Source organism: Paenirhizobium cremeum (assembly GCF_022884085.1).
GTDB lineage: Bacteria > Pseudomonadota > Alphaproteobacteria > Rhizobiales > Rhizobiaceae > Allorhizobium > Allorhizobium cremeum.
This window is the reverse complement of record NZ_JAGGCS010000007.1, coordinates 98313-109913: the sequence shown is the minus strand read 5'-3', so window position 1 is coordinate 109913 and position 11601 is coordinate 98313. Positions and strand designations below refer to the sequence as shown.

The window sequence follows — 11601 nt, the reverse complement described above, 5'->3', positions numbered from 1 at the left end:
GGACGGAGAGCTCAGCCGCCGTCGAGCTGCACATTTGAAAGCTGCAGCCAGGGCGGGTTGTCGGCGTACATTTCACGAATGAGCTGCTTGATCTCCTCGATCCTGCCTTTCGCATCGTCGCGCCGGAAACTCATGATGATCGGCGACGTCGCCTTCTCGTCCTTTATCATCCGGTAACAGACGTCGTCGGGCCGTTGCCTTTGCGATGCCGCGGGAATGATGCACGAACTCACCCCGGCTGCCACGATGCCGAGCGCCGTCTGTATTTCCCTGACCTCTTCCACATTGCCGGGGGAAATCCCCTGCTCGGTCAGCATGTTGAGGATCTCGTCGGCGAAGCTGGGGCGCGGCGTCGACGGGTAGACGATGAGGGGTTCTCCCTCGAGTTCGGCAAGCGCGATCGGCTCGGAGGACAGCGATTTCGGATGGCCCTTGGGGAAAGCGACGACCAGCCGCTCCTCGCGCAACGTCAATCTCTCGATTTCCCTGTCGTTGAAGCGAACCCTGCCGAAGCCGACATCGATCCGCCGCTCCTTGAGGGCGGTGATCTGCTCGGTCGACATCAGTTCCCGGATTTCGATGTCGAGGTCCGGCCAGCGCCGGCGCATGCGGCGGACGAGATCCGGGATACCGCCGTAAAGGGTGGAGCCGACGCAGCCGATGACGTAGCGCTCCCGTTTCGACATGCCGATCTTGCGGGTCTGTTCGCGCATGTGTTCGGTCCGGGCGAGGATCTGGCCGGCCTGTTCATAGAAGAAACGTCCGGCCTCCGTCAGGTCGAGAGGACGGCTCGACCGGTCGATCAGCAGGACGCCCAGTTCCTCTTCCAGTTGCTGGATCTGCCGGCTGAGGGGCGGCTGGGCGATATGCAGGACTTCCGCGGCGCGCGAGAAGTTCCGTTCACGCGCCACGGCGAGGAAATAGCGCAGCTGCCTTAGCTCCATCGTCATACCTTTCAGGTATAAAATCCAACCTTTATAGTTTTGGACCGATTTCAAATTGGACGCTAGTTTCCTTGTAATCAAGGGAGAAGGCTCGGTGTCTATCGAAATCCGCATCAGTGCGATCGAAACGATTATACTCGATCTGCCCACCATTCGGCCCCATCGGCTCTCGATGGTGACCATGAACCGGCAGAGCATGACCATCGTCCGCATCCGCTGCTCCGACGGTTTCGAGGGGCTGGGGGAGGGAACGACCATCGGCGGTCTCGCCTATGGGCCGGAAAGCCCGGAAGGCATAAAGCTGACGATCGACGAATATATCGCGCCGCTGCTTATCGGTCGCGACGCGACCCGCGTCCAGTCCGCCATGGACCTTGTCGCCAAGGCGGTGAAGGGCAATCACTTCGCCAAATGCGCCGTCGAGGCTGCCCTGCTCGATTGCCATGCGCGCCGTCTGGGGCTGCCGATGTCGGAGCTTCTCGGAGGCCGCCGCCGCGACAGCCTGCCGATTGCCTGGACCCTCGCCTCCGGCGATACGGCCAGGGATATCGACGAGGCGCAGGCCATGCTCGATCAGCGGCGACACAAGGATTTCAAGCTGAAGATCGGCGTGAAGTCGATTGAAGAGGACATTCGCCACGTGGGCGCGATCCGCAAGGCGCTGCCGGACCTGGCCTCCATCCGGGTGGATGTCAACATGGCGTGGCGGGAGCGGGAGGCGCGCGGCGCGATTGCGGCTTTGGCCGATGCCGGCTGCGTGCTGGTCGAACAGCCGGTGGAGGGGATTTCGTCGCTCGCGCGGCTGCGGCGGACGTCTCCGGTTGCCATCATGGCCGACGAGGCTCTGGTCGGGCCTGAAAGCGCCCTTGAGGCCGCGAGCGCGCGGGCGGCCGATGTGTTCTCGATCAAGATCGAGCAGGCTGGAGGATTGTTTGCCGCCGCACGGGTGATCGCCATCGCCGAAGCCGCGGGCATCGGGATTTACGGCGGCACCATGCTGGAGGGGCCGATCGGCACCATCGCAGCATCTCAGTTGATGGCGACGGTCAGGGAACTGGAATGGGGCACCGAGTTCTTCGGCCCCCTGCTTCTCACCGAGGAACTGCTTGAGGAGCCGTTGCGCTTCGAGAATTTCGAGCTGCAATTGCCGAAAGGGCCGGGGCTCGGCGTGGCCCTTGCGGAAGAAGCCGTCGATCGTTTCCGCAGGGGCGGCAAGCACGCCTCGACCCTGCGTGTGGTGGGGTGAGATCATGCTGTTTCATGTTCGGATGGACGTTCGCCTGCCCCACGATCTGCCCCAGGAAGAGGCGGTGGAGATTATCGCCCGGGAAAAGGCCTATTCGCAGGAACTGCAGCGCAGCGGCAAGTGGCGGCACATCTGGCGCATTGCCGGCGAATACGCGAACTTCAGTGTTTTCGACGTGAAGGACAATACGGAGCTGCACGAGATCCTCTCGGGCCTGCCATTGTTCAAGTTCATGCATATCGAGGTCGCGCCGCTGCTGCGGCATCCGTCCTCGATCCGCGGCGACGACACCTGACGCCGCCGCCGGCGGAGGGGCCCGGGAGGACGGGCCCGCCTGATTTACCAAGCTATCCAAGAGGAGGAGTGACCATGAACGTTAAGATTTTCGACAGGCCGGATATTCAGGCATTTCTGAAGGTCCTGAGCGGTCTCGACAATACTGGCGGCAATCCGCGCATGAAGGAGATCGTGCACCGGATCATGTCGGATCTTTTCAAGGCGATCGACGACCTGAACGTCACGCCTGATGAATACTGGACCGGCATCGCCTGGCTCAACGAACTCGGCGCCGCCGGACAGGCCGGCCTGATCTCGCCCGGCCTCGGCCTCGATCACTTCCTCGACGAGCGTCTCGACGCCATCGACGCGGCGCTCGGGATCGAGAACCCCACGCCGCGCACCATCGAAGGCCCGCTCTACGTGGCCGGCGCCCCGGTGTCCAAGGGCTTCGCCCGCCTCGACGACGGGACCGACGAGAACGGCCACACGCTCATCATGCACGGTACGGTCTACGGCTCCGATGGAAAGCCGCTGCCGGGGGCGAAGGTCGAGGTCTGGCACTGCGACACGCGCGGTTTCTATTCGCATTTCGATCCGACCGGCAAGCAGGCGCCGTTCAACATGCGCCGCACGATCATCGCCGACGACAAGGGCTGTTACAAGTTTCAGAGCATCGTGCCGCATGGCTACGGCGTGCCGCCGGGCAGCCCGACCGAGAAACTGCTGTCGGCCCTTGGCCGCCACGGCCAGCGTCCGGCCCATATCCACTTTTTCATCAGCGCCGACGGTCACCGTAAGCTGACGACGCAGATCAACATCGAAGGCGATCCGTTGATTAACGACGATTTTGCCTATGCGACTCGCGACGGTCTGGTGCCCTCGGTCATCGAACGGACGGACGAGGCGAGCATCCACGCCAATGGGTTGAACGGCCCCTTCGCCGAGATCGTGTTCGATATCCGCCTGACCGCGCTTGTCGATGGCGTCGACAACCAGGTCAACGAACAGCGCCAGCGCGCCGCTGCCTGAAGCGTGTCGCGATCCTTCGGGTTCGCGTCTTAAGCTTCAAGTCCGGTCTTTGGCATGCCGCAACCGCAGAACCGATACACACTTCTGCGAGACATGCCTTGGCCGGCGGCAAGACCGGCGGCCCGAAGTGGCCGCCGCCAACCCAACGTTATCACCGACATTGTGGCAAGGGCCGCGCCACCGGCGCGCCCCTGCGGGAGAACGCTCATGTCCGCAATCATCGACAAGGCCCGGGACCTCGACCAGCTGCTTGCCAGCGCCGTTCAGGACGACAAGGAGGCAGGCGTATTCCGCTGCCGCCGCGACATCTTCACCGACGAAGACCTGTTCGAACTGGAGATGAAGCACATCTTCGAGAGCAACTGGGTCTATCTGGCCCATGAAAGCCAGGTTCCGGAAAACAACGACTATTACACCACCTATATCGGCCGGCAGCCGGTGGTCGTCACGCGCGACAAGAACGGCGAGCTGCATGCGGTCATCAACGCCTGCGCCCATCGCGGCGCGATGCTGTGCCGGCGCAAGCACGGCAACAAGGGCAGCTTCACCTGTCCGTTCCACGGCTGGACCTTTTCCAACACCGGCAAGCTTCTGAAGGTCAAGGACGAGAAGACGACGCAGTATCCGCCGCAGTTCGGCAAGAACGGCTCGCACGATCTGACCCCCGTCGCCCGCTTCGAAAGCTATCGCGGCTTCCTGTTCGGCAGCCTCAAGGAAGACGTGGCGCCGCTTGCGGAATATCTCGGCGAGACCAGGGTCATCATCGACCAGATCGTCGATCAGGCGCCGAACGGGCTCGAGGTCTTGAGGGGCAATTCCTCCTACATCTATGACGGTAACTGGAAGCTCCAGATGGAAAACGGCTGCGACGGTTACCACGTCAGCTCCGTGCACTGGAACTATGCCGCCACCATGGGCCGGCGCAAGGAGGAGGGCACGAAGGCGGTGGACGCCAACAGCTGGAGCCGCTCCGTCGCGGGTGTCTACGGCTTCGAGAACGGCCATATCCTGCTCTGGACCAACACGATGAACCCCGAGGTGCGGCCGGTCTATCGCCACCGGGACGAAATCCGGGCGCGGGTCGGAGACAACAAGGCGGATTTCATCGTCAACCAGACCCGTAACCTCTGCATCTACCCGAACGTGTTCCTGATGGACCAGTTCAGCACCCAGATCCGCGTGACCCGCCCGATCAGCGTCGACAAGACCGAGATCAGCATCTTCTGCTTCGCGCCGAAGGGCGAAAGCGAGGCGGACCGGACCCTGCGCATCCGCCAGTACGAGGATTTCTTCAACGTGTCCGGCATGGGTACGGCGGACGATCTGGAGGAGTTTCGCGCCTGCCAGGCAGGCTATGCCGGTACGGCGGCGTTGTGGAACGACCTGTCGCGTGGTGCGCCGCTCTGGATCGACGGTCCCGATGACAACGCCAGGCGCATGGGCCTCAACCCGCTGCTCTCCGGCGAGCGCAGCGAGGACGAGGGGCTGTTCGTCCGCCAGCACGAATACTGGGCGAATGTGATGCGCGAAGCGCTTGCCACCGAGAAGACGGGAGCGAAAGCATGAGCATTTCCTTAGACGCCATTTGTGCCTTCCTGTATCGCGAGGCACGTCTTCTCGATGACCGCGAATGGGATGCGTGGCTGACCTGCTACGCTCCGGACGTCACCTATTGGATGCCGGCCTGGGATGACGACGACCGGATCACCGAGGACCCGCAGTCGCAGATCTCCCTGATCTACTACCCGAACCGCGACGGATTGGAAGACCGGGTGTTCCGCATCAAGACCGAACGTTCCGGCGCCTCGACGCCGGAGCCGCGCACCAGCCACAATGTGACGAATGTGGAAGTGCTGGAGATGCGGGGCGACGAGGTCGACGTGCGCTACAACTTCCACACGCTGAACCATCGCTACAAAGTCACCGACCATTTCTTCGGCACCATGTTCGTCACGCTGCGCAAAGACGGCGACGGTCTGCTGATCTCGAACAAGAAGATCGTCCTGAAGAACGATTACATCCGCCAGGTCATCGACGTCTATCACATCTGACCTGTGTCACCGGGCTTTCACGAACTGATGAGGAGGGTTCCATGGCCTGCTACAAGATTGCATTGAACTTCGAGGACGGGGTGACCCGCTTCATCGATTGCAAGGCGGGGGAGAAGGTGCTCGATGCCGCATTCCGCAACAGGATCAATCTGCCGATGGACTGTTCCGACGGGGTCTGCGGCACCTGCAAGTGCCGGGCGGAAAGCGGCGCCTACGATCTCGGCAGCGATTATATCGAGGATGCGCTGAGCGAGGACGAGGCTGGGAAGGGCCTTGTCCTGACCTGCCAGATGGTCCCGTCGAGCGATTGCGTTCTTTCGGTGCCGACGACGTCCTTCGCCTGCAAGACGGGCCAGCAGTCGTTTGCCGCCACGGTGGCGGGCATAACGCCGCACAACGATGCCACGATCGTGCTGGAACTGGATGTCGACGCAGCGGCGCAGGCGCCCGTCTTCCTGCCGGGCCAGTATGTCAACATCGACGTCCCCGGCAGCGGTCTGACCCGCTCATACTCCTTCAGCAGCGCGCCGGGCGAACGGCGCATCGGCTTTCTCATAAAAAAGATCCCGGGCGGCGTGATGAGCAGCTGGCTTGCAAGGGCAAGAACCGGAGACAGGCTCGATATCACCGGTCCTCTCGGCAGCTTCTATCTGCGCAACGACGAGCGGCCGCTTCTCATGCTGGCCGGCGGCACCGGGCTTGCGCCGTTCCTGTCGATGCTGGAAGTGCTCGCCCGCGCCGGCTCGCAGCAGAAGGTCCATCTGATCTACGGCGTCACGCGCGATCTCGACCTTGTGCTCGTCGAGGAACTGGAACGCTATGCGACCCGCCTGCCGAATTTCAGCTTTGCGACCGTGGTGGCCGACCGAGCATCCTCGCATCCGCGCAAGGGCTGGGTGACCGAGCACATGCCGGCGGACATGCCGGCCAATGGCGGTTTCGATGTCTATCTCTGCGGTCCGCCGCCGATGGTCGATGCGGTGCGGCGCCATTTCGACGAGACCGGCGTCAGGCCGGCGAACTTCCACTACGAGAAGTTCACGCCGAACGCCGTGCTGAAGGAAAGCGCATGAACGCGCCGGTCTTTGAGAACCGCTTCGCCGGCAAGGTGCTCGTGGTGACCGGAGCGGCACAGGGCATCGGGCGCGCCGTCGCCCTGCGCGCGGTGCAGGAGGGCGGACAGGTGGTTTTTGTCGACCGGGCCGATTTCATCGGCGAGGTCGTCGCGGAGGCCGCAAGCCCCAATGCCGCAGCCTTCAACACCGATCTGGAGACACATGACGGGGCGGAAGCCGCGATGCGGTTTGCGGCGGAAAGGTTCGGCGGCATCGACATTCTCGTCAACAATGTCGGCGGCGCCATCCGCATGCGACCGTTTGCGGAATTCAAGCCACAGCAGATCGATGCGGAAATCCGCCGCTCGCTGATGCCGACGCTTTACTGCTGCCATGCGGTCATTCCGCATCTTTTTGCCCGCGGCGGCGGCGTGATCGTCAATGTTTCGTCGAATGCGACGCGCGGCATTCACCGCGTCCCCTATTCGGCGGCGAAGGGCGGCGTGAACGCGATCACCCAGTCGCTCGCCATGGAACTCGCCGGTCGCAATATCCGCGTGGTGGCGACGGCACCCGGCGGCACGGAGGCGCCCGCCCGCCGCGTTCCTCGCAATGCCGAGGGCGACACGGCCGAGGAACGGGGCTGGATGTCGGAAGTGGTCGATCAGGTGAAGCAGTCGAGCTTCATGAAACGCTACGGGACCATCGGGGAACAGGCCGCGCCGATCCTTTTCCTCGCCTCCGACGAGGCGTCCTACATCACCGGCAGCGTGCTGCCGGTCGCAGGCGGCGATCTCGGATAGTCCACCTTATTTCCATGCGTGACAACTCGGGGAGGAGTGATATGCGCAATATCGATGTGAATGAAGCAATAGACAGCCATCCCTTCGGAGGGTTCCAGTGGACGGTGGTGGCGCTCTGCGCGCTATTGCTCATCGTCGACGGATACGACGTCTTCGTCGCCGGCACGGTGTTGCCGACGCTGATTGCGGAATGGGGCCTGAGCAAGCCGCAGGCCGGCGCTCTCCAGGCCTGGGCGCTGTTCGGCATGATGTTCGGCGCGTTGGTCTTCGGGCCGCTGGCCGACAGGATCGGCCGCAAGAAGGGTATCGCCATCAGCTTCATGCTGTTCACGGTGTCGACGCTCTTCACCGGTTTCGCCGCCTCGCCGGACCAGTTCAAGGTCTTTCGCTTCATCGCCGGTCTCGGCTGCGGCGGACTGATGCCGAACGCGGTCGCGCTGATGAACGAATATGCGCCGAAGCGCCTGCGCGGCACCATGGTGGCGTTGATGTTCTCCGGCTACTCGGTCGGCGGCATGGTGGCGGCGGGCCTCGGCATCGGTCTCATTCCGCAATACGGATGGCAGCCGATGTTCTTCATTGCCGCCGTACCGCTCGTCATGCTGCCCTTCATCCTGTGGCAGCTGCCGGAATCGCTCGGTTTCCTCATCCGCCAGGGCGATCAGGCAAAGGCAAAGCGCATCTATGCCAAGATCGATCCCGCCGCGCGCCTCGGTGAAAACGATAGGCTGGTCTTCAGCGAAACCAAGGGTGCATCCGCCTCGGTCGCGGAACTCTTCCGTCACCAGCGCAGCCTGCGCACCCTCATGCTGTGGGTTGCCTTCTTCTGCTGCCTGCTGCTGGTCTATCTGCTGTCGTCCTGGCTGCCGAAGGTGCTGCAGGAAGCCGGCTATGCGGAAAAGGCGAGCCTTCTCAGTCTTTTCTCGCTGAACTTCGGCGGCATGGTCGGCGCGATTGCCGGCGGCCGGCTCGGGGATCGCTTCGGCCTGCCGAAAGTCGTGGTCGGCTTCTTCCTCGCAGCCGCCGTCTCGATCGCGCTCATCGGCTACAATCCGCCGGCCGGCATCCTTTTCCTCATGGTCTTCGTTGCCGGGGCGACCACCATCGGCACGCAGATCCTGCTCTATGCCAGCGTGGCGCAGCTCTATAACCTCTCCGTCCGTTCGACGGGGCTGGGCTGGGCCTCCGGTGTCGGGCGCATCGGCGCCATCGTCGGACCGACGCTCGGCGGCGTATTGCTCGCCCAGCAGTTGCCGCTGCAGCAGAACTTCCTGATTTTCGCCGTACCGGCGGCGGTTTCCGCTCTCGCGATGGCGGTCTTCGCCGTCAGCAACGCCCGGCGCGAGAGCGCCGTCCAGCTGGCGATGGTATGAGAAACGGGGTAGCCGGCGGGTGGACATGCCGGCTACCCTATCGGTCGTCATCCGTTCCATCGACCTGTCCCGCGCTGGAGCCGCTGCCGGGACAGGCCCGATGAACCCCATAATCCACGGCCTGAAGAGTTCCGGTAAAATGCCCCATCTCGATCTCTCCACCCATCGCCTCCATTATCGCATCGACGGCGACATCTCGGACGAAGTCAGGCCATGGCTGCTCTTCTGCAATTCGCTCGGCACCGACCTGCACATGTGGGACGCTCAGGCAGAAGCATTGTCGGAGCGTTACCGCGTGCTGCGCTATGACAGGCGCGGTCACGGCCTGTCCTCGGCACCGCCCGCGCCGTACTCGCTTTCCGATCTCGGCGGCGACGTGCTCAGGCTGCTCGATGCCCTCGATATCGGGCAGACGCATTTTTGCGGCCTCTCCATCGGCGGGCTGACGGGGCAGTGGCTCGGTATCCATGCGGGCCGCCGGCTCGGAAAAATCGTGCTTTGCGCCACGGCGGCTAGGATAGGAACGGCGGAGAGCTGGAGCGCCCGCATCCAGGCGGTGCGGAAAGACGGACTGGAGGGCCTTCGCGCTGCAACCGGCGAAAGATGGTTCACCCCGGAATTCAGGGAGGCGGAGCCTGGCATCGTGGGGGATATTCTCGACCGTTTCGCCGCGACCTCGGTCGAGGGCTATGTGGGCTGTTGCGCGGCGCTGGCTGACGCCGATCTTCGCACTGAAATCGGAGGGATCGCCAACCCGGTTCTCGCCATATCCGGCGCTGCCGATCCGGTATGTCCTCCCTCCGATCTCGAGCAGATCGCAAGCGGCGTGCAACGGGGAAGCCATCTCTCTCTTCCAGGACGGCACATCGTCAACATCGAGGCGGCCGACCTGTTCAATGCGGCAGTCAGAGACTTTCTCGATCAGCAGCCGGCAGCTATCCGCCCGGCAGAATGACCGATGATCCGGCCTGGTCCGGCGGTCGAACCCCTCCCGCCGGCTTGACACCCTTCCGCGTTGATCGTTTCTGACTGGGACGGACGGCAGGCCGCCGCCCGCCCGACAAAAAAACCGGAGGAGACCTCATGACCAGCAGCGGCGCCAATATCCTCATCTGCGACCTGGTGGGCCTCAAGCTGCTCTCCGACGGCCGTCCCGACCACAGCGAGATCGCGCGCTACGTGGCGGAAAAGGGCGGTGTCTTCCATGAAGGCAGCATGAGCGCTCCCGCCACCGTCTCCGACGGACGCCTGCATTTCCATTACCTGCCCGATCTCAGCACCCGCGAGGAGCTTCTCGCCGTTGCCGGAAACGGCCAGTATGACGCCGTGATCGCCGCCGCCACCTTCCTTCCGGCGGAAACCGTGTTTCCGCTCGGAGGCGTGCGGATCGGTGCCGGCACCGGCAATATGGGTTCCGCCTCCTGGGGCGGCGGCAGCGGCGCGGGCGGAACGGCGCCGCTGATGAACACGCCGGGCACCAACAGTCGCGCCACCGCGCAGATGGTGCTGAAGGCACTGTTGAAGGTCGTGCCCGACCTGCCGGTGGACGAACTCCACGCGCGCGTCGCCGCAGGCCAATTCGATACCGGTCGCGAGCTTCGCGACTATCCGACCCAAAAGCTGGAAGGCAAGTGTCTCGCGGTGATCGGCTACGGCAATATCGGCCGCGAGGTTGCAAGGCTTGGCCAGGCCTTCGGCATGGATGTCGTGGTGCATGCCCGCGCCCGCCACCGGGAATGGATCGAGGCCGAAGGTTTCATCTATGCGGAAGATCCGGTTCGGGCGGCGGCCGGTGCGGATGCGCTGAGCGTCCATGTCGGCCTCGGCCAGCCCGTTGCGGAAACCGGCACATGGAGCAATTCCGGCCTGATCGGCGACGCCGTGCTGTCGGCGCTGAACGATGGCGCGATCCTCATCAACTACGACCGCGGCGAGCTGGTCGATGTTCCGGCGCTTGCACGCGCGCTCGCTGCGGGCAAGGTGCGCCATGCGGCGATCGACGCCGACCTTTTCCGCAATCTTGAGACCGGCGCGCTTTCCGGGCCGATGCTGCCTTATCTGGCGCTCGTCGAAACCTATCGCGACCGGCTGGAGCTTCTGCCGCATGCCGCAGCCGATACCGATCATCCCTCTCGCGTCGCAGGCGCGAAGCAGGCGGTCGACCAGATCTTTTCGGCCATCGTCGAAAAGCGTGTCATCAACCTCAAGGGCACGCTGCCCGAGGGTTATACCGACGGCGGCCCGCAGGTTCCGACCGGCATCGGCGGTCTTTCGGCAGGCGGTCTTGCCCGCTTTGCTGCCAACGAAACCATGCTGAAATCCCTCGAAGCCGCCGCCCGCAACATCGCCGAACTCGCCGCTTCGCTCGGCGCGGCCCGCGCCGAAGGCCGCCTCGGCGAAGCCGCAACCGCCTCACTCGAAGCCATGCTTCTGAACACGAACCGGCTCGCGAGCCTCATCCGCACCAACGGCCTTCAGGGCCCGCCGGCGAGGGCTTGAGCGGCGGATGGCCGCTTTCTGCTATTCGCCCGCTTCGCCCAGAAGGCCGTCATAAACCTCCATGAGGGCGTCGGTAATGGCCTGACCGAGGGCATTGCCCGCCGCGCGGACATCGTCTTCCGATCCGTCGCGGGCAGCCTTGGCGAGCGCAAAACCCTGCTCGCTGACGATCAGCTTTGAAACCTCGATCGCCCAGAGGCCGAAATCGCCGCGATTTTCGATTCTGATCGTGTCCATTGGGTCCTCCGAATGCCTTGGGCGGGTCTGTCTTCCTGCGCCGGACGGGGCCGGACGCACCTGCGTATAGGCCCAAGCCGGGGCG

General features: G+C 63.8%; 12 protein-coding genes. 10 read left to right on the top strand and 2 right to left on the bottom strand.

Going from position 1 to position 11601, the window contains the following annotated elements; translation table 11 throughout:
* Positions 1-11: 11 nt before the first annotated feature.
* Positions 12-944: a LysR family transcriptional regulator gene (locus J5N58_RS14355; RefSeq protein WP_113487109.1), complete on the bottom strand. Its 933-nt coding sequence runs from the start codon at positions 942-944 to the stop codon at positions 12-14.
* Between the two features lie 94 nt (positions 945-1038).
* On the opposite strand from J5N58_RS14355, the gene J5N58_RS14350 reads away from it, so the two are divergent.
* The 10 genes from J5N58_RS14350 (at position 1039) to J5N58_RS14305 (ending at position 11279) form a co-directional block, all read left to right on the top strand.
* Positions 1039-2190 carry a muconate cycloisomerase family protein gene (locus J5N58_RS14350; RefSeq protein WP_113466231.1) on the top strand — a complete coding sequence of 384 codons (1152 nt, stop codon included), beginning with the start codon at positions 1039-1041 and terminating at the stop codon, positions 2188-2190.
* Between the two features lie 4 nt (positions 2191-2194).
* Positions 2195-2485 (top strand): muconolactone Delta-isomerase, encoded by a 291-nt coding sequence (catC, locus tag J5N58_RS14345; protein WP_113487013.1) that lies wholly within the window; start codon positions 2195-2197, stop codon positions 2483-2485.
* A 74-nt stretch (positions 2486-2559) separates the two neighbouring features.
* Positions 2560-3498 carry a catechol 1,2-dioxygenase gene (gene catA / locus J5N58_RS14340; protein WP_112827095.1) on the top strand — a complete coding sequence of 313 codons (939 nt, stop codon included), beginning with the start codon at positions 2560-2562 and terminating at the stop codon, positions 3496-3498.
* A 207-nt stretch (positions 3499-3705) separates the two neighbouring features.
* On the top strand, positions 3706-5064 hold the full coding sequence (locus tag J5N58_RS14335; protein ID WP_113487011.1) for a Rieske 2Fe-2S domain-containing protein: 1359 nt from the start codon (positions 3706-3708) through the stop codon (positions 5062-5064).
* Positions 5061-5549, top strand: coding sequence for a benzoate 1,2-dioxygenase small subunit (gene benB / locus J5N58_RS14330; RefSeq protein ID WP_112827097.1), 489 nt, complete (start codon positions 5061-5063; stop codon positions 5547-5549). The genes J5N58_RS14335 and benB overlap by 4 nt, the downstream gene beginning before the upstream one ends.
* Positions 5550-5590: 41 nt before the next feature.
* Positions 5591-6622 (top strand): benzoate 1,2-dioxygenase electron transfer component BenC, encoded by a 1032-nt coding sequence (gene benC / locus J5N58_RS14325; protein ID WP_244711329.1) that lies wholly within the window; start codon positions 5591-5593, stop codon positions 6620-6622.
* On the top strand, positions 6619-7407 hold the full coding sequence (gene benD / locus J5N58_RS14320; RefSeq protein WP_113442493.1) for a benzoate diol dehydrogenase BenD: 789 nt from the start codon (positions 6619-6621) through the stop codon (positions 7405-7407). The genes benC and benD overlap by 4 nt, the downstream gene beginning before the upstream one ends.
* Before the next feature lie 41 nt (positions 7408-7448).
* Positions 7449-8780: an MFS transporter gene (locus J5N58_RS14315; RefSeq protein ID WP_112827100.1), complete on the top strand. Its 1332-nt coding sequence runs from the start codon at positions 7449-7451 to the stop codon at positions 8778-8780.
* Between the two features lie 100 nt (positions 8781-8880).
* On the top strand, positions 8881-9735 hold the full coding sequence (gene pcaD, locus J5N58_RS14310) for a 3-oxoadipate enol-lactonase (protein WP_244711326.1): 855 nt from the start codon (positions 8881-8883) through the stop codon (positions 9733-9735).
* A 128-nt stretch (positions 9736-9863) separates the two neighbouring features.
* On the top strand, positions 9864-11279 hold the full coding sequence (locus J5N58_RS14305) for an NAD(P)-dependent oxidoreductase (protein WP_112827101.1): 1416 nt from the start codon (positions 9864-9866) through the stop codon (positions 11277-11279).
* Positions 11280-11300: 21 nt separating this feature from the next.
* Here the strand turns inward: J5N58_RS14305 and J5N58_RS14300 are convergent, their stop codons facing one another.
* On the bottom strand, positions 11301-11516 hold the full coding sequence (locus J5N58_RS14300) for a hypothetical protein (RefSeq protein WP_112827102.1): 216 nt from the start codon (positions 11514-11516) through the stop codon (positions 11301-11303).
* Positions 11517-11601 lie beyond the last annotated feature (85 nt).